The sequence below is a fragment of the Thalassospira sp. ER-Se-21-Dark genome, assembly GCF_017922435.1.
Lineage (GTDB): Bacteria > Pseudomonadota > Alphaproteobacteria > Rhodospirillales > Thalassospiraceae > Thalassospira.
Genome location: NZ_VDEZ01000001.1, coordinates 1,138,086 through 1,154,545, shown reverse-complemented (window position 1 = coordinate 1,154,545; position 16,460 = coordinate 1,138,086). Strand labels below are relative to the sequence as shown.

The window sequence follows — 16,460 nt, the reverse complement described above, 5'->3', positions numbered from 1 at the left end:
CCGGAGGATCAGGACCGGCATGCTAAGGACCATTCGGGCGAAGTTCCTGGGTGTCGCGGCCTTTTTTGTCGTGTGGCTCGTTGTGGCCACCGGGTTCTCCGTGATCCAGTCCCTTGGCATCAATGGTGATCTTGAGGCGGTGTCGCGCTATGTCACGCCGGTTAAGGACTCGCTTTCGGACGTGCGTGCGCGCCAGCTTGAACAGATTTCGCTGATTGATCGTTACATGCGGGTGGTCGAAAGTGACGGACCGCAGACATCGCTTTTGAATGGCATCGAGATCGAAATCGAAGCCAAACAAACCCAGATCGAACAGGCCTTCCGTAAATCCTTTACCTTTGCCGCCCTTGGTCGGGCGCAGGCATCCGGTCACTTTGACGAGGGGGTGCTGTTTGATCTTGATGTGCGCATGCGGGAATTCGCTGATGTATCGGCACAGTTTTCCTTGGGCGTTGAACGCCTGCTTGATCAGGTGCGGGCAGGTAATCTTGCCGATGCCCGGTCACAGGAAAACACCGTGCGCGGCCTGCATCGAATCATCGTGCTGAACCTGCGCAATGAAATCCGGCTTCTTGAAGATTACGCCGCTCAGACAGTTGAAAACGTTTCCAAGCGCGAAGATTTCCTGATTCAGGCCGAATTCATCATGATGCTGGCCGCCGTCATTATCGGTATTTCTCTGGCCTATTACATGGCGCATGCGGTGGTGGTTGCCGTGCGCAAAACCACGAGTGCGCTGAATTCCATTCAATCGGGCAAACTTGATACCAAGCTTGAATTCAGCTCCAAGGGGGACTTTGGCCGGTTGGCCGACGCCTTTAACCGCATGACACGCGAACTCCGCGTACGGTTCCGGATGCGCGAACGGTTTGGCAAATATGTCGATCCGAAAGTCATCAATAATCTGATCAATCAGGAAACCGCGCTTGAGAACTCCGAAAAGCGCGTGATGACCGTCAGTGTCGTCAACCTGACCGGGTTTGACTGGCTGGCGGAACATACGCCGCCCGAGAAGCTTGTCGACTTCCTGAATGATTATCTCACCGCGATGACCGAACCGATCGCCAATCAAAGCGGGATTATCGACAACTTCGTTGGTGACCGTGTGATCGGCTTCTGGGGCCCGCCCTTCTGCGGCGAAGGGGCCCACGCCAAACATGCCTGCCAGGCGGCCCTTGAACAGGTTGCGCGCTTCAACGCGCTTAAGACCAAATATGCAGAACTGATTGGCGATCACGGCCTTGAAATTCGTGTCGGGATTGCGACCGGCGAGGTGGTTGTCGGTTCCATCGGTACGGACAAATCACGCGCCTATACGGTGGTTGGCGATTGCGTGAACTATGCCAACCGTCTGGAAAAGGCTAACCGGGTCTATGGTACGCAAATTCTGGCTTCCCACGAAACGGCCAGCATGGCGTCGGGTGAGGTCGAAATGCGCGACCTTGATCATGTGGTGCTGCTGGGTACCGAAAAGGTTGTCTTCCTTTACGAAGTGCTGGCGCAGGGCGGGCAGCTTTCCGAAGAACGGCGTGAATGGCGCAGCAAGTACGAAACCGCCATGGCGCATTATCGCGATGGCAATTTTGACGCAGCCCGCCCGCTCTATGAAGAAGTCATTGCATTTGATGACAGCGACTTTGCCGCACAGCTGATGATGAACCGCATGGAACGCCTTGAACGGCGTGAGCAGGACCGCGAATGGGATGGCACCTGGGTGGTCCGTGACCCGTATGAACGCCGTGATGTCGAAAGCTGATTGCGGCCACGCCGCGCCAAGGTTACCTTAACCGGGATTGATGATGGCTAAGGCTGTGAGTCGGTTCGAAAACCCTTGCCCGTTCAGGCCAAAACCTGTATCACCCAAACCGCTCGGGCCACACATTCCAGTCATGGCCCCACATATTGCGCACCCGTAGCTCAGCTGGATAGAGCGTTGCCCTCCGAAGGCAAAGGCCACAGGTTCGAATCCTGTCGGGTGCGCCAATTTCCTCCCAAAATTGTTTTGTCAGTTGGCATGCGCGGATAGTGCGCGTAAGGATGATTTTTTACCGTGCCGAAACCGGCAGGGGTGCGTTTTTGCATTTGTTGGGGCGAACCAATGACAAAGCTGTTTTTCCTTTTCACCATTCATCCGGTTTCGTTGGCGATCTGGACCTTTGTTGTGATGGCGATGGTGGTGATGACCGGCTGGGCACACCTTGCCACGCTGACCTTTGCGTTTGAGGCCGGCATATTCGATGCCGATGTGACGCTTGAAGAAGATGTCGCCGTCATTCTGGTTGCCTTTGGCGTGTTCCTTGAGATGCGCGAAATGTTAGCGAAACGTGCCTACGGCGCAGAAATTGCCGAAAAACAGCATGATCTCAACGAACTTTCAGAGCATTACGGCGCTTACCTTCTCATCATCGGGCTGTTTATGGAAATCAACGACCAGTGCTTTGAGCCCCTGCTTGAAAATACCGGGTTTGCGGCGATTGGTGTATCGACCATGGCTTTGTTTGACCTGATCGCGCTTGTTGTGGGCTTCGGTTATCTCGCCAAACTGTTCGTTCCGACCCGTTCTGTCGCCGCTTGATACGATCACGTTCCACTGACAGTGATGCCGTGATTTTGGGGCTGCGGAAATGTTGCCCGGCCTTTATGCTGCGGGTTCTGATGTCAAGAATGCGGAAAGTCAAAGATGCGCGGTTACCTTCATGATGTTGCAGGCCATAACGTGTTGTTCGCAATGGCGGCACCGGCGGAATATGGTGATCACCTCAAGGAGCGGTTTACGCCCTTGATGATCGGGGTTGGGCCGGTGGAGGCTGCGATCAATTTGACGGCGGCTCTGACCGAATTGAAGTTGGCGGGTGATTTGCCTGATCTTGTCGTCACATTGGGATCGGCCGGGTCGCGCACGCTTGAACAGGCCGAGGTTTATCAGGCCGTTTCGGTATCGTATCGCGATATGGATGCATCGGTTCTGGGTTTTGAGAAGGGCTGCACGCCGTTTGTCGATTTGCCCGCCGAGATCGAGATGGCGTTGCGCATTCCCGGTATCCCCGAAGCCCGTTTATCGACCGGGGCCAATGTGGTGTCAGGCGCGGCCTATGACGTCATTGATGCCGACATGGTCGATATGGAAAGCTTTGCCATCCTGCGTGCGTGCCATAAGTTTGGCGTGCCGCTGATCGGGCTGCGGGGCATTTCCGATGGCAAGGAGGAGCTTTCCAAGCTCTCGGACTGGACGGCCTATCTGCATGTGGTTGATGAGAAACTGGCCGTTGCCGTCGATGCGCTGAAGGCCGGACTTGAAAGCGGCGAGATCAGCATTCCCAGACGCTGATCCCACTTATTTCAATTTCGAAACAATTAAATCGACTTAGTTGCCCGCACGGATCTGATCAAGGGTTTTGATCGGGGTAAGGGCCTGTGGATCCACCTGGATTTCAAGGATGGCCGGTTTGCCTGAGGCAACCGCGCGGTCAAAGGCGGGGCCGAAATCCTCCGTTCTGGTGACGGTTTCACCGTATCCGCCAAAGGCCTTGGCGTAGGCCGCGAAATCCGGGTTGTGCAGTTCGGTGCCTGAAACACGGCCGGGATAGTTGCGTTCCTGATGCATGCGGATGGTGCCAAACATGCCGTTATTGACCACCAGCGTGATGATATTCGCGCCATATTGCACGGCGGTGGCAAATTCCTGCCCGTGCATCAAAAAACACCCATCACCGGCAAGACAGACCACCGGGCGATCCGGATGGGCAAGCTTGGCGGACACTGATGCCGGAAGCCCATAACCCATCGACCCCGATGTCGGGGCCAGTTCGGTGCGATATTCGCGATAGCGGAAAAAGCGATGCAGGAAGGCGGCATAGTTGCCCGCCCCATTGGTGACAATCGCATTGTCAGGTAGTTTTTCACGCAATTCCGCCACCACATGGGCCATTTTGACATCGCCGGGTGTTTCGACCGGGGTGGAAAAGGCAATGTAATTGGCATGTGCGGTTTCGATCATGTCATCGCGCGTTGATCCATCCACTGGCTCCATCATGGCGATGGCGCGCAGGAAAGATCGCTGGGACGCATTGATCGCGACATCCGGGCGATAAACCCGACCCAATTCATCCGGGCCGCTGTAAACATGGACCAGTTTCTGTTTCGGGCAGGGGATATCAAGCAGGCTATAGCCGCTGCTGGTCATTTCCCCCATGCGCGATCCGACGAGGATCACTAGATCACTGTCCTTGATGAGCTCGGCAAGCTTTGGGTTGATGCCGATGCCGACATCGCCGACGAAGTGGCTATGCGTGTTGGGGATATAGTCCTGACAGCGGAAGCTTGTCGCAATCGGCACATTGTTACGAAGTGCAAACGATTTAAGGTTTTCAGTCGCTTCGCGGGTCCAGCCACCCCCGCCAATGATCATGACCGGCTTTTCGGATTTCGCAAGGGCGTCACGGAAGCGAGAGACATCTTCAGGCGCTGTTTTGGCCTCGACCGGGACATAGGGTTTGGCGTCGGCAATATCGGTGCTTGAAGACAACATGTCTTCGGGCAGGGCCAGAACCACCGGGCCGGGGCGACCGGATGTCGCGATGTGATAGGCGTGGCTGATATATTCCGGGATGCGGTTGATGTCATCAATCTGCCCGACCCATTTGGCGAGCGGTTCAAACATTTTGCGGTAATCGACTTCCTGAAACGCTTCGCGATCAACCATGTCGCGTCCGATTTGGCCGACCAGAAGGATCATTGGTGTGCTGTCCTGATGGGCGACATGCACGCCGGCCGATGCGTTGGTGGCACCCGGACCACGGGTGACCATGCAGATGCCGGGTTTATTGGTCAGCTTGCCATAGGCCTCTGCCATGATGGCAGCACCACCTTCCTGTCGGCAGATGATCGGATCGATGCCCGGATGATCGACAAGGCCATCAAGCACGGCGAGGTAACTTTCGCCCGGAACAAGAAAGACGCGTTCGGCCCCGTGCAGGGCCAGTTGATCGACCAGAATGCGTCCGCCATGGCGCGTTTCTGTTTTCCCGGACATGTTTCGTGAACTCCGTTGCGTGGGGCAAAATCGTTTTAGTTTTTATCTGTTTGCCATCTGTTGATGCCGTGAGCGCGATTTCATCATGGAAAACGGGCGCAGGTAAAGATGGTTGATCCAGAAAACAGCGGAAAATCCGACAATATATGGATCGGTTCTAAAACCCATACGTTTTGAACGAAAATGCACAGTGGATTGTGCTGGAAAGCTACCCTTTTGCAGTGATTTAGAAGTACCTTTCGGTCACACGCACGATGTCGCCAGGCATGACGATGGTGGCGAGCGTTGCCGGGATGACGACGCGTGATGCGTCATGACCACGCAGGATTTCGATGTCATCTTCATCCCCGCGATAGGTCAGCCCGCCGCCGACTGCGATGGCATTAAGCACATTCATGCCCGGAACATAATCATAGGATCCCGGTTGATTGACTTCCCCCATGATGAAAAACGGGCGAAAGGCGATGATCTCCACCGCAACATCGGGATGGCGCAAATAACCATCGAGATAGGCGTCATGGATTTTCTGGCGTGCCTGATCCGGGGTGAGGTTGCGCACCTCAATCGGGCCGATCAGTGCAAGGTTGAGCCGGCCCATGGCATCGACCTTGAACTCACCCGACAGATCCGGTTCGCCAAACACCGTGACCCGCACCGTATCGCCGCTATCCATGACATAGATGGTCTGTGCCGTTGCCGTCATCGTCATTGCGATCAAGGCGAGCAGCGTGATCAGGGCCGTGCGCAAGCCATTGAACAAGCGTGGCTTTGGTGTTGTCATTTACATCTCCAACTTGAGGCGAATGTGGCTTTGCAGGCGTTCATAATCCTCACCCTCGCTGTTTGAGTTTCGCTGGTCATAGGCGAGGCCACCCTCGATCCGGGCAAGGCGATTAAGCTCATAGCGAATGCCAACTCTGAACCGACTGGTGTTGTCACGCCGCGTGGTCTGTTGGAAGGTTTCTGCGCTATAGTCCGCACTGAGTGAAACGGTCAGTCGCCGCCGCAGTTCATGGGAAATCCCCGTTCCTGCCTCAAAGGCCAGAATGCCACTGGCGCCGGTCTGGGTCGTCTCGCGCACGGTACGCGCGGCATTGAACGTGATATTGGTGAGGCGGGTGACCGACCAGTCGAAATCGCCGCGCAAGGTATAATCCCCGATATCGCCAAAGGCCGGGTCGGCATAAGTCTGGTTCATCCAGCCCGCCGCCAGATCGGCCGTGATCAGATCGGTCAGATCAAGGCGAATGCCGCCCAGCATCTGATACCCCGCAGAATCACGGATGCGTCCACCATCATCGGGGGTGCGGTCATATTGTCGCTGGTTAAACGTGACCTCGCCGTAAGCCTCACGACCAAGATCAAGCGGCCACAGAACACGCAGCGTTTCGCGCAGTTCAAGGCGATCACGATCATCATTGCGGATGATCGATCCGTTGCGCGCGGTGCTATCGTCAAAGTCAAGACGGCGAAGTGCAAACTGTGATTCGTAATGAAGGCCGTTGGTAATATGGCGACCGCCAATCTGGGCGCTGACATCACGGTAAATAACGGGCTCTGTGGCACTGGTCGGGACATCGTTGCTGCCGCGCGGGTCGTGGGCGCGCTTGAACTGAACCCCGCCTTCAACGGATGTCGCACCGAGATCAAGACTGCCCGCAGTGCTGAGCTCAAGGTCCTGATAGGCATCACTGGATGAGTCGGCAAAAAAGCCAAGCTCGCCGCCGGCTGCCAGATGCAGGCGAAAAACCCGCCAGTCGCCCTGCACGGTCAGGCGTGGCGTCAAGGTTGTGACGACATCTGCGGTGGGATTGGCATCGCTTTGAAATATGTTGCTGTCATATCGCGTGCCGAACTCAACCGACGGGGTTGCCAGAATTCGGCCAAGACGAATGCCACCAGCATCGTCGGGATTTTCCATTGCGGCGGCGGGGGCCACGACATTTGCACAGAGCAGTGCGGCGGACATCACGAATTTACGCATTACACCAGCCGCCGGTCGCGACCAAGACAGGGTTTGAGTGCGCGTTGGGACTGGTGTTGCGACCGATAACGCGCCAGCGTCCTGAAGGGTAGGGCAACCGTGCGGATCAGAATGGCGCAATCAAGCAGACGTGTTCGGCGGCGGATGTATTCAAGATCGCAGGCAACGCGCGCCTGCAAGTGATCATCGCTGAAGACCGGGCCGCGCCAGCCCTGAATTTGCGCCCAACCGGTCATGCCTGGCTTTATCGCAAGCCGGGCAGCGTAATCGGGGATGCGTTTGGTAAATCGATGATGATCGACAAGATTGTGCGGCCGCGGCCCGACCAGCGACATATCGCCGCGCAGCACATTGATGAATTGCGGCAATTCATCAAGTCCGGTGATACGCAAAATGGAACTGAGCGTTTCTGCAAATCGCAGGCCGCGTGCAGAAAGCGGGCGGCAGGTGCGATCGCGTAAAGTCCGGAACTTGAAAATGACAAAGATCCGCCCCTCAAGGCCGACCCGTTTTTGCAAAAACAGCGGATTGTGAAAGCCAGATCCAAACAGCAAGACCGCAATGATCATCAGAACAGGGAAAAGCACCAGCAACCCGATCCCGGCAAACAGAACATCGCATGCCCGTTTGACAGATCGGTTATGGTCGGACATCGACCGATGACAGGCCCAGGACGGTTTTGACGACGGTTCTGATGTGTCGCTATGTCCAGTCAACTCCTGTGCCCCACCCCAGCATTCAAGACCCTGATGTTTCTTAACTCAGGGTAGATGTATTGGCGGCGTTTTCAAGTTTTTATGGTGTGGGTCTTTGGTCGGATGACGTTGTTTAAGCACTAATTTACAGTGCGCTAGCGCAAGGACGGAATACTTGAAAGCACCGTTTTCATCAGTTGCGGCTGTCGGTTCACACCGGTTTTCGAGAAGATGGTCTTAAGATACGTCCGTGCCGAAGAATGCGAGATTCCGACCAGTTCTGCGGCCTGATCAAGGGCCAGCCCCTCGGCCAGTTTTTGGGTCAGTTTGGCTTCGGATCGGGTCAGGCCAAACAGATCCATCAGATCGTCAACCGCTGGCGGGCGCTGTTGGGCCGGGTCGACCAGAATGATCATGAAGCTTTGTTTGTCATCGACTTTTTTGGGGACCCGGCGAATAAGAAGCGACAGCTTTTCACCGTCACGTTCAAGCGAGAAGCTCTGATGGCTGCGGGGAACGGTTTTGCCCGGCGGCACAAGAAATTTCGTCAGACCTTCCGGGCTTGGGTCAATGATCAGGCGTCCCTGTGGGCCGGACCGCACCAGTGAGGACCGCCTGAGAACCTCGGCACCCTGTGAATTGAGATGCAAGATGGTCAGGGTCTCGTCAACCGCAATCACGCCCAGCTCAAACAGGTCGAGAAACTCGGTGGGCAGCGTATCTTCAATTTCGCCAAGTCGACTCTTAATCTCGGTTTCGATGTCATCCAGCATCGTCTCAAGCATGGTTGGCTTGGGATAGAAGCGAAAGACGCCGATTTCATTGACGGCCAGCAGTGCTGATTGCAGATCGGCATATCCCGTCAGCATCACAATGATCAATTCCTTGCGGGCCTTGCGCAGTTCGGCGGCAAGTTCAAGGCCGGTCATGCCCGGCATGTGGATATCAAGGATGACTGCCGAAATATCCGGATCGGCGATGATGGCGTCACGCGCGGCAATCGGGTCATTGACAAAGACCCCCTCCCAGTCTGGGCGCAGGCGGGCAAAATTGCGGCGATGGGACGACAGAAGATTTTCGTCATCATCGACAAAGGCAATCCGGACCGTCTTTTTGGCCGTCATCAAAAGCGCCCTCCACAAATGGGGATATTGGAGAAAGGTAGTCTGACACTAATCTGCGAACGTTCAAAGCTCCGCTATTTGTATAGCACGCATTTAGGCGGGGCTGTCTTGAGAAGATTACCGCGCTGATCGCGTTCCGGAGATGTCCATTTATGGATCAGGTTGATAAACAACGGCCCGTCATTCTGATGGTCGATGATGATGAAAAGTTGCTGGCTGCGGTACGTCGTACCCTGTCGGGGTGCTTTGAATTCGTCACCCATACAGACGGGCAGGCTGCACTGGATTGGCTGGCCCAATACCGCGACCGGACCGACCTGATCATTGCCGATCTGGTGATGCCGAATATTGACGGTATTTCCTTTCTCAAACAGTCAGCGCGCATGGCACCCGGCATCAACCGGATGTTGTTGTCTGGTAACGTCTCCAGCCTGTCGCTGCGTGAGGCGATCAATCAGGCCATGGTGACACGCGTTCTGGCCAAGCCGGTATCGGTCGCCGTCCTTAAGGAAGCGATTGACCGTATTCTCAATACCGGCGTGGTGGTTAAAAAGGTTTCTTCGGGCCCAACGGCCCTGATGGTCAATAACGCCATTGACCGGGCAGACTTTCACACCGTCCTGCAACCGCGTTTTCGTGCAAGCGACCTTGGCCTGTGCGGGGCAGAGGTCCTGTGTCGCATGCCATCTCTTGAAAGGGAATTTGGCATTGACGAGATCATCGAAGCCTCTCAGGACAATCCGGTGATCAACCGTCTTGGCAGTCAGTTGATGGCCATCATGATTGATCAGGCACCGCGCTATCGTGCGCTTATGGGCGATCAGGCCAACCTTGCGGTCAATTTGTCGCTGTTCTCTCTGAAGACACCGCAATTCTTTGAGCTGCTGATTCGCTTCTATGAAAAGATGCGGATGCGCGGTGTTACCGTGTCCTATGAAATTCCCGAACGCCAATTGCTGTCCAACGATCTTGAGATGCTGGCAAATGCCACGCGTTTGCGCGAACGCGGTATCGCGCTTCTGATTGATGATTTCGGTTCGGGGAACAATTCGCTTGATCTGCTGCGTCAGGAAGTCTTTGCCGGCATCAAGCTTGATCGTGATTTGGTGCGCGGCACCATGACAGATTTTCTCGATGATGCTTTTGTTGAATGGATTGCACAGGTCTGTTCGAAAATGGGTCTTTCGATTTCCGCCAAGGGTATCGAAAATCCCGGTGTGATCGAAAGGCTGCGGGTATACGGGATTACAGAACTGCAAGGTTTCCACCTTGGTGTACCGGTATCACTCGAAGAGTGGGAAGAAACCGCAATCATACCCCTTCAGGCATCTGGCTGATTGAAATCGCGTCAAAATTCCCGGTGCAGGCATTGAAAAAAAATTGCTGGCAACCACTGTGTATAATCGTGTGATGGAGCATGAAAAGAATGATGAAAAGCGCCCTTAAACTGTTTGCGATGGTGATCGCACTGATTGGATTTCATGTCGCCCCGTCTTTGGCGGGGGGCACATTGTCCATGACCAGGATCGATGGTGAAACTGTCCATGTTTCGCTTGAGGAACTGATGGAGCTGCAGGCCACCGAGATCAATACCTCGACCCAGTGGACAAACGGAGTACAGAAGTTCCGTGGTGTTGCTTTTGATACGCTGTTTGACAGTTATGGTCTGAAAGCGGAAACCGTGCGTGTTTCAGCACTCAACGACTATAGCGTGATGGTGCCTGCAGATGTTTTGCGCAACGATGGTGCCATTCTGGCCTATCACCTCAACAATGCCGAAATGTCAGTTCGCGAAAAGGGACCATTCTGGGTCATCTTCCCCTATGACGCCGATGAGCGGTTTCAGACTGATACCTATTGGGCTTATTCCGTCTGGCAGGTAAAGTCTGTTGATGCAGCAAATTAAGTCATTCCTGTTCAAGCAGTCAGGCAGGGCCATTTTTATCGCATTGGTCCTGTTTGTCGTGCTTTACGGGGTTCTTTCGACTGAGATTGTCCGCCAACTTGACGATGAGCGGTTCAAGTACCGCGAAAACTTCGTCTGGGCGGTTTTTCAGGTGCAACGTCAGTTCCTTGTCGTGCAGCGTGACATTGAGGCTGCAATCGGCCGGATTGGTTTGTCTGATGATGTGGTTGATCGCGTCCTGCTGGAATATGAAATTCTGGTCAGTCGTGTCTATCTGCTGCGTGATGGTGACGGGTTTGAGGTGCTGTTTACGGTGCCGGAAGTCGCCGAAACAATCAAACAGCTTGAACTTCAGATCGACAAGATCGACGCGGCGTTGGCGACCATCACCGATCCTGAGAAAAAGCTGAGAGCGTTGTATCGCTTGCTTGAGCCGATGAACGACTCCTTGCAACAGGCGGTGGTACGAACAACCAACTTTGTTTCGGTTTACAACGCCAACAATATCTCGGTCGTGAAAACCGATATTCAGATCCTGTCCTATCTGTTTTTCGTCGGTGTGATTGTCATGGCAGTGCTGGGTACTTTCATGATCCGCCAGCGCCAGAAGATTTTTGCTGCCGATATCGCCGCCCAAAAAGCGCGCCAGGAACAGGAAGTGATTGAGGAAGCCGCCGATTACGCCAAGATGCATGCGCTTGGTACCTTGGCCGGCGGGGTTGCGCACGAAATCAACACGCCGGCACAATATATCCAGAACAATCTTGAATTCTTGTCCGACAGTTTTGCCGATCTGGTTGGTGCGATTGACCGCAAGAATCCCGATGAACCGGCACGGCTTAATCTTGATAAAGACAAGATCGACTTCATCACCGAAGAAGTCCCGATGGCGATTGACGAGAGCATTCAGGGCCTGAACCGTATTGCCGAGATTGTCCGTGGTATTCGCAAATTTGCCCATCCGACGACCGATGCCGTGGAGCCGATTTCGATTACAGAGGAAATCGATACCGCCGTTACCCTGACGCGCAACCAAGTCAAACATATCGCCGATCTGGACGTTGTCATGCAGTCCGATGTCACCGAAGTCAGCGGGCGCAGAAACCACTTGTCGCAAGCGCTGATCAACCTGATCGTCAATGCGTCACAAGCCATCCGAGAAACAGGTCAGCGCCGCGGGCGCATCGATCTTCTGGTGACGTCTGATGAAGACAATGTCTATATCCGCTTGCGTGATAATGGCGCGGGCGTTCCCGAAAATATCCGGGAACGCATCTTTGATTACTTCTTCACCACCAAGGAACGGGGTGTTGGCACCGGTCAGGGATTGCCGATCTGTCGCAAACTAATTCAGGATGATTTCAACGGGGACCTGACCTTGTCCGCGGATTATACCGACGGGGCGGAATTTGTCATCCGGTTGCCGAAACCCGATCAAAACGCCGCCACTGACACCAACGCGGATCTCCTTGAAGGGCCAAGTGACCTCAATAGTTTGCTTCGATAATCGGGCTGGTTTTTGATCAGAAAGCCGTGTTTCAGAAATTTTGAGGCTTGGTTGCTTCCAGCGGGACGTGCTTGCCAATGCAGGCGCGTTCCCAGAGCTGCCAGTCGGCCGCAGCACCGCATCGGGTGATAAATCCACGCGCGAGGTCATATTTTTGTGCGCGTGTCACACCATCAACACCTGCCTTGCGCGCAAAATGCTGTGCTGCATAGACAATCAGCAAGCTTTCGGACCTGTCGGTTGGTGCCGATTCCGGACGATGATGAAACGCGATGTTTTCAATGATCTGATGGGAAAAGCCCCAGCAGGCGCACAGGCACGCTGATACAGCCGGGTGGGCAAAGCCCATTTCACTGATTTCAGCGGATATGATGTCGCAATTATCTACGTCTGCACGGTGGCGGCTGGCTGCATGTTTTTCAGGCACAATGCGGGCAGTGAAGATATCGCCGATGTGACACAGAAGAGCAGCGGCACGGATCTGATCGACAGATTCCGGTTCGAGGTTGCGAAGTCGTGCGATCTCGGCCGCCATCTGACCCAGGACAAGGGGACGATGAAGATCGACACCGATCCGCTCGCCATCAAACTGGCTGGGTTGTCCCAGTTCGCACCACAGCACGCACAGTGCTTTGATGGTTTCGATGCCCAAGATTTTAAGAAGCTTGATGAAGTCAGGATGACTGTCCCCGGGTATGAGTTGCTCACGATGGGCAAGCTCATGGACAAGGTTCGTTAACGCCGGGTGATCATTTGCGAAATCAGTAAGTTCGGTGTGGCTGCTGGGACCGCTGAATTGCAGTATGGAATGCAGGCGACGAAAGGTTATTGGCCATATCAGATCGCCCGGAACGTTGGAAAGCAAATCAACCAGAAACGGGTCGCGCAGATATCTGTTCATGATCAGGCCGCGCTCGGCTGCGTGGATGATGTCGCTATCGGTGCAGGGTTTGGCCAAAAAATGATGGGTCGCGGCAGCACCATTCCGAATGGCGATTTCATCAGCATAGCCGGACAACAAAATGCGGGATGTCTGCGGCCAGCGTGTTGCAACGATTCGAAGGAACTCTGCACCGTCCATGGATGGCATGCGCATGTCGGAAATGACGACGTCTGCAGGCTGTTCTTCCAGTGCGGTCAACGCCTGTTCCGCACTTTCGTAAAAGCGCGTCGTCCAGTTCGGACACCGTGATAGCATGCGCCGTCGCAGGCCCCGCAAAACATTGCGGTCATCATCAACAAATATGATTGATGCGTTTTGCGACATTGCTTTTGACGTTGTTTAGGCGACTGCCGCCGACAGGCTGGCGGCATCACAGGGTTTGCTCAGAACGAAGGTCGCGCCGACAGATTTGGCTTCTTCATTCACCTTGGCGTCATAGAAACCGGTTAACATGATTTTGCGTGTACCTTCGGCATTCTTGATTTCACGGCGCTCGATCTCATAAAGCATTTCGATGCCAGACATACCGGGCATCATATAATCAAGAATCACCACGTCATAAGGTGATTTTTTGCGGCCCGCCTGGGCCAACATCTGCAAAGCGATTTCGCTGTTTTCAGCGACGTCTATGTGAGTTGCACCGGCACTGCGCAGGACACGGCGAACGGAGAAGCGTACTTCGATACTGTCATCGACCAGGAGGAAACGCTTTTCGGCATTCGGCTTGCGGTATGCGTTATCCCCTTTGCACCGGCGTAGACCGTCGGCGATTTCGATATCATTCTGACTGTTTCTGGGCGACGCGACGTTCATGGCTTCGTTCCGGATCGCTTTGCAATGGTTGGATCTTTAGCTTGATCACCATCTTCGCCCTTTTCCGGGACGGGCAATATCCCCATTTGGGGAGCAAACGAAAAACGGGCTGCACTTATGGCAGCCCGTTGAAAATACGCACGCATTTGGCTGTATGATCAGAATTCACGGCCGATCTTGTGATCGACAGAGAATTTCCCCCCGCCCTGAATAAGCACGGACAGGGCAAGAAGTCCCCACATCAGCGGCATTTCAAAACCACCCTCGTTCCAGAAGTAGCCAGCTGGAAGATGGGTTGAAACTGCAATCGCCATGAAGACAAGAACTGCCGCTGCCACCGGACGGGTCAGAAGGCCAATCGTCAGCAACAGGCCACCGACAAATTCAAGAAGGCCGATGGCAAGGGCAAACAGGAAGCCCGGAACAAAGCCGATGCTTTCCAGCCAGCCTGCGGTTCCTTCAAGTCCGTAACCGCCAAAGGCACCAAACAGTTTCTGGGCACCGTGCGGCACCAACAGAAGGCCGGTGGTCACACGGACAATGACAGGCGAAAGCGGTTGCAGGGTTGACCATACATTGCCAAGGGCAGGGATGATCAAACGGGTGTTTGCATTATACGAAGTCATGGTCGTTCTCCTAACCATGGGGCACGCGGGGTTTGCGCTTCAGGCCGCCATGTCAAAAACAAGGGCCTCGGCGTTATCCGCGTCCGAGAAGACAAGTTCGTCTTCATCCTTGATCGCAGCGCCATCACCGGCATTAAGGGTTTCACCGTTTACCGTCAGGCTGCCGCGGGCGACCTGTACCCAGGCAATACGGCCTTTGCCGATTTTGTGCTGGGCACTTTCGCCATCACTGAGATGGGCGACATAAAGATCGACATTCTGATGAATGGTGATCGAGTCTTCGCGGCCATCGCGGCTGCCGATCAGGGTCAGGCCGGAACCGGTATCGCGGCGTGCGATTTCCTTTTCCTCGTAACCCGGTTCCAGACCGGCCGCTTCGGGGATGATCCAGATTTGCAGGAAATGCACCGGATCGGTTTTGGAATGGTTGTATTCCGAATGGCGGATACCGGTCCCGGCGGTCATGCGTTGCAGGCGGCCCGGACGGATGACTGATCCGGTGCCGATGCTGTCCTTGTGTTCAAGGGCGCCATCAAGAACATAGGAAATGATTTCCATATCCTTGTGACCATGCGTGTCAAAACCGGCACCGGGAATGACCCTGTCTTCGTTGATCACACGAAGCGGACCCCAACCCATGCGGTTCGGATCATAGTAATGCCCGAACGAGAATGTGTGATTGGAATCAAGCCAGCCAAACTGGGCACGGCCGCGGGTATCTGCATCAACTTTAATAAGCATCTTCTACCTCCGTGAGGTTGTCTGTTGTTGAAGACAGGATACCCATTTCAATCGAGGAGACAATTCGTGTAATTATCGCCATTGTGTTGCATATTGTGCGACAATATGAACCGACCGGGGCGATAAACGGGAAGACGTATCATGGACAAGCTGGCCAGCCTCAAGAGTTTCGTGCGCGCGGTTGAAGAAGGAAGTTTTGCCTCTGCGGCGCGTGCGATCGGACAATCACGTTCGCAGGTTAACCGCGCGGTGGCGGCACTTGAAGATGATCTTGGCGTTCAGTTGCTGAACCGGACAACGCGCAAAGTGTCGGTCACGCCAAGCGGACAGGCCTTTTATCAGCGGGCGAAAGCCATTCTGTCCGATCTGGGGGACGCAGAAGACTCCATCCGCGAACATCGCGATCATCCTACCGGGGATATCCGGATCAATGCGCCAATGTCCTTTGGCACGTTGCATCTGGGGCCGGCATTGGTCGATTTTGCCCGGACCTATCCCGATATCCGGGTCGAACTGTCTCTTGATGATCACTTTATTGATCCGGTGGCAGACGGGTTTGACATGACGATGCGCATCAGCCGCCCGACCGAAACCCTTGCCCTGATCGATCATGAAATCGTACCGATGCGTCGCGTGCTGTGTGCCTCGCCCGAGTTTATTCGAATGCATGGGGAACCGACCGATATTCGCGATCTGGCGCGGTTGCCCTGTTTGCATTACGGCAACCTGCCATCCGGGGCACGTTGGAAAATGACCGGTCCGGACGGGCCGGTCGCGGTACAGGTCAATGGCGTGTTTTGCTGCAACAACGCGGAAGTGTTGCGTGATGCGGCCCTTGCCGGGCTGGGCATTGCCGAGTTACCGACATTTATCGCCGGGCCGGAATTGCAGACCGGGCGACTGGTCAGTGTCCTTTGCGATTATGCGCCGGCTCCTCTGTCCCTGTATCTTTTGTATCCGCCCAGCCGTCAGCTTGCTGCGCGTATCAGGTTGCTGGTTGAATTCATCCAGGACCGCTTTGGTGATCAGCCGCGATGGGATCTGGTGCAATGAAATTTTCACGGCAGAACAGGGGTTTTCGCCTGTGTG

The 16,460-nt window shown here is 54.8% G+C and carries 16 protein-coding genes and 1 tRNA gene; 8 read left to right on the top strand and 9 right to left on the bottom strand.

The features are described from left to right. The first annotated feature begins 19 nt into the window (after positions 1-19). From FHI25_RS05250 to FHI25_RS05235, 4 genes are all read left to right on the top strand, one after another. Positions 20-1,756 carry an adenylate/guanylate cyclase domain-containing protein gene (locus tag FHI25_RS05250; protein WP_008888665.1) on the top strand — a complete coding sequence of 579 codons (1,737 nt, stop codon included), beginning with the start codon at positions 20-22 and terminating at the stop codon, positions 1,754-1,756. Between the two features lie 150 nt (positions 1,757-1,906). Beyond that, positions 1,907-1,983, top strand: a tRNA-Arg gene (locus FHI25_RS05245). A gap of 115 nt (positions 1,984-2,098) precedes the next feature. Then, positions 2,099-2,575, top strand: coding sequence for a hypothetical protein (locus tag FHI25_RS05240; protein ID WP_210515727.1), 477 nt, complete (start codon positions 2,099-2,101; stop codon positions 2,573-2,575). Positions 2,576-2,680: 105 nt separating this feature from the next. Beyond that, positions 2,681-3,328: a 5'-methylthioadenosine/S-adenosylhomocysteine nucleosidase gene (locus FHI25_RS05235; RefSeq protein WP_210515725.1), complete on the top strand. Its 648-nt coding sequence runs from the start codon at positions 2,681-2,683 to the stop codon at positions 3,326-3,328. A gap of 36 nt (positions 3,329-3,364) precedes the next feature. On the opposite strand, the gene FHI25_RS05230 is transcribed toward FHI25_RS05235, so the two are convergent. From FHI25_RS05230 to FHI25_RS05210, 5 genes are all read right to left on the bottom strand, one after another. After that, a complete protein-coding gene (locus tag FHI25_RS05230; protein WP_210515723.1) occupies positions 3,365-5,032 on the bottom strand; it encodes a thiamine pyrophosphate-binding protein in 1,668 nt (555 codons plus the stop codon). A 226-nt stretch (positions 5,033-5,258) separates the two neighbouring features. Further along, entirely contained in the window at positions 5,259-5,813 is a 555-nt protein-coding gene (locus tag FHI25_RS05225) for a polysaccharide biosynthesis/export family protein (RefSeq protein WP_210515721.1), read from the bottom strand. After that, entirely contained in the window at positions 5,814-7,016 is a 1,203-nt protein-coding gene (locus FHI25_RS05220; protein ID WP_210515719.1) for an outer membrane beta-barrel protein, read from the bottom strand. After that, positions 7,016-7,669, bottom strand: coding sequence for a sugar transferase (locus FHI25_RS05215; RefSeq protein ID WP_210515717.1), 654 nt, complete (start codon positions 7,667-7,669; stop codon positions 7,016-7,018). Before FHI25_RS05215 ends, FHI25_RS05220 begins: the two co-directional genes overlap by 1 nt. A gap of 197 nt (positions 7,670-7,866) precedes the next feature. After that, entirely contained in the window at positions 7,867-8,835 is a 969-nt protein-coding gene (locus FHI25_RS05210) for a response regulator (protein WP_210515715.1), read from the bottom strand. A gap of 152 nt (positions 8,836-8,987) precedes the next feature. On the opposite strand from FHI25_RS05210, the gene FHI25_RS05205 reads away from it, so the two are divergent. From FHI25_RS05205 to FHI25_RS05195, 3 genes are all read left to right on the top strand, one after another. Beyond that, complete coding sequence (locus FHI25_RS05205) at positions 8,988-10,172, top strand: EAL domain-containing protein (RefSeq protein ID WP_210515713.1); 1,185 nt, start codon at positions 8,988-8,990, stop codon at positions 10,170-10,172. A gap of 89 nt (positions 10,173-10,261) precedes the next feature. After that, positions 10,262-10,741: a molybdopterin-dependent oxidoreductase gene (locus FHI25_RS05200; RefSeq protein ID WP_246878904.1), complete on the top strand. Its 480-nt coding sequence runs from the start codon at positions 10,262-10,264 to the stop codon at positions 10,739-10,741. Next, positions 10,728-12,248 carry an ATP-binding protein gene (locus FHI25_RS05195; RefSeq protein ID WP_246878903.1) on the top strand — a complete coding sequence of 507 codons (1,521 nt, stop codon included), beginning with the start codon at positions 10,728-10,730 and terminating at the stop codon, positions 12,246-12,248. The genes FHI25_RS05200 and FHI25_RS05195 overlap by 14 nt, the downstream gene beginning before the upstream one ends. 31 nt (positions 12,249-12,279) lie before the next feature. Here FHI25_RS05195 and FHI25_RS05190 read toward each other — a convergent pair whose 3' ends face one another. From FHI25_RS05190 to FHI25_RS05175, 4 genes are all read right to left on the bottom strand, one after another. Continuing rightward, on the bottom strand, positions 12,280-13,515 hold the full coding sequence (locus tag FHI25_RS05190) for a response regulator (protein ID WP_210515709.1): 1,236 nt from the start codon (positions 13,513-13,515) through the stop codon (positions 12,280-12,282). Positions 13,516-13,530: 15 nt separating this feature from the next. Beyond that, positions 13,531-14,004, bottom strand: a complete 474-nt coding sequence (locus FHI25_RS05185; protein ID WP_210515707.1) for a response regulator — start codon at positions 14,002-14,004, stop codon at positions 13,531-13,533. A gap of 158 nt (positions 14,005-14,162) precedes the next feature. Then, the gene (locus tag FHI25_RS05180) at positions 14,163-14,630 is read right to left on the bottom strand and encodes a DoxX family protein (RefSeq protein WP_210515704.1); all 468 of its coding nucleotides are present in this window, start codon (positions 14,628-14,630) and stop codon (positions 14,163-14,165) included. A gap of 39 nt (positions 14,631-14,669) precedes the next feature. Continuing rightward, positions 14,670-15,371, bottom strand: a complete 702-nt coding sequence (locus FHI25_RS05175) for a pirin family protein (RefSeq protein WP_008888651.1) — start codon at positions 15,369-15,371, stop codon at positions 14,670-14,672. A gap of 141 nt (positions 15,372-15,512) precedes the next feature. On the opposite strand from FHI25_RS05175, the gene FHI25_RS05170 reads away from it, so the two are divergent. Beyond that, a complete protein-coding gene (locus FHI25_RS05170) occupies positions 15,513-16,424 on the top strand; it encodes a LysR family transcriptional regulator (protein WP_210515702.1) in 912 nt (303 codons plus the stop codon). Positions 16,425-16,460 lie beyond the last annotated feature (36 nt).

Excerpts from the sequence above, each read along its gene's own strand:
- FHI25_RS05190 (WP_210515709.1), bottom strand. The coding sequence starts at position 13,515 with ATGTCGCAAAACGCATCAATCATATTTGTTGATGATGACCGCAATGTT.
- FHI25_RS05220 (WP_210515719.1), bottom strand. The coding sequence starts at position 7,016 with ATGCGTAAATTCGTGATGTCCGCCGCACTGCTCTGTGCAAATGTCGTG.
- FHI25_RS05230 (WP_210515723.1), bottom strand. The coding sequence starts at position 5,032 with ATGTCCGGGAAAACAGAAACGCGCCATGGCGGACGCATTCTGGTCGAT.
- FHI25_RS05225 (WP_210515721.1), bottom strand. The coding sequence starts at position 5,813 with ATGACAACACCAAAGCCACGCTTGTTCAATGGCTTGCGCACGGCCCTG.
- FHI25_RS05235 (WP_210515725.1), top strand. The coding sequence starts at position 2,681 with ATGCGCGGTTACCTTCATGATGTTGCAGGCCATAACGTGTTGTTCGCA.
- FHI25_RS05210 (WP_210515715.1), bottom strand. The coding sequence starts at position 8,835 with ATGACGGCCAAAAAGACGGTCCGGATTGCCTTTGTCGATGATGACGAA.
- FHI25_RS05250 (WP_008888665.1), top strand. The coding sequence starts at position 20 with ATGCTAAGGACCATTCGGGCGAAGTTCCTGGGTGTCGCGGCCTTTTTT.
- FHI25_RS05215 (WP_210515717.1), bottom strand. The coding sequence starts at position 7,669 with ATGTCCGACCATAACCGATCTGTCAAACGGGCATGCGATGTTCTGTTT.
- FHI25_RS05180 (WP_210515704.1), bottom strand. The coding sequence starts at position 14,630 with ATGACTTCGTATAATGCAAACACCCGTTTGATCATCCCTGCCCTTGGC.
- FHI25_RS05200 (WP_246878904.1), top strand. The coding sequence starts at position 10,262 with ATGATGAAAAGCGCCCTTAAACTGTTTGCGATGGTGATCGCACTGATT.
- FHI25_RS05170 (WP_210515702.1), top strand. The coding sequence starts at position 15,513 with ATGGACAAGCTGGCCAGCCTCAAGAGTTTCGTGCGCGCGGTTGAAGAA.
- FHI25_RS05205 (WP_210515713.1), top strand. The coding sequence starts at position 8,988 with ATGGATCAGGTTGATAAACAACGGCCCGTCATTCTGATGGTCGATGAT.
- FHI25_RS05195 (WP_246878903.1), top strand. The coding sequence starts at position 10,728 with ATGCAGCAAATTAAGTCATTCCTGTTCAAGCAGTCAGGCAGGGCCATT.
- FHI25_RS05175 (WP_008888651.1), bottom strand. The coding sequence starts at position 15,371 with ATGCTTATTAAAGTTGATGCAGATACCCGCGGCCGTGCCCAGTTTGGC.
- FHI25_RS05240 (WP_210515727.1), top strand. The coding sequence starts at position 2,099 with ATGACAAAGCTGTTTTTCCTTTTCACCATTCATCCGGTTTCGTTGGCG.
- FHI25_RS05185 (WP_210515707.1), bottom strand. The coding sequence starts at position 14,004 with ATGAACGTCGCGTCGCCCAGAAACAGTCAGAATGATATCGAAATCGCC.